Source organism: bacterium (assembly GCA_026414725.1).
Lineage (GTDB): Bacteria > Ratteibacteria > UBA8468 > B48-G9 > JAFGKM01 > JAAYXZ01.
This window is the reverse complement of record JAOAIL010000067.1, coordinates 306-601: the sequence shown is the minus strand read 5'-3', so window position 1 is coordinate 601 and position 296 is coordinate 306. Positions and strand designations below refer to the sequence as shown.

Sequence of the window (296 nt, the reverse complement as noted above, 5' to 3'; positions counted from 1 at the left end):
AAACCCACTAATTTTTAACTTTTTTTAACTTTATAGATTATTTATTTTTGAAAAATTCTGGATTATTGACATAAATTGGGTTATTTTTTATAATAAATTTTAATATAAGCCACCTTAGCTCAGCGGTAGAGCAGGGCACTTGTAATGCTCAGGTCCGGGGTTCAAATCCCCGAGGTGGCTTATTTCTTAAAATACGAAAATGGTAAAATCTGACAAGTGGATAAAAAAAATGGCTCAGAAAGGAATGATAGAGCCATTTTTTCCAAATAAAATAAAAAAAGGAATTTCTTTTGGAC

General features: G+C 30.4%; 1 tRNA gene. It reads left to right on the top strand.

The features are described 5' to 3' along the window. Nucleotides 1–108 precede the first annotated feature (108 nt). Nucleotides 109–180: transfer RNA gene (locus N3D17_07900), tRNA-Thr, on the top strand. The last annotated feature ends 116 nt before the right edge of the window (nt 181–296 follow it).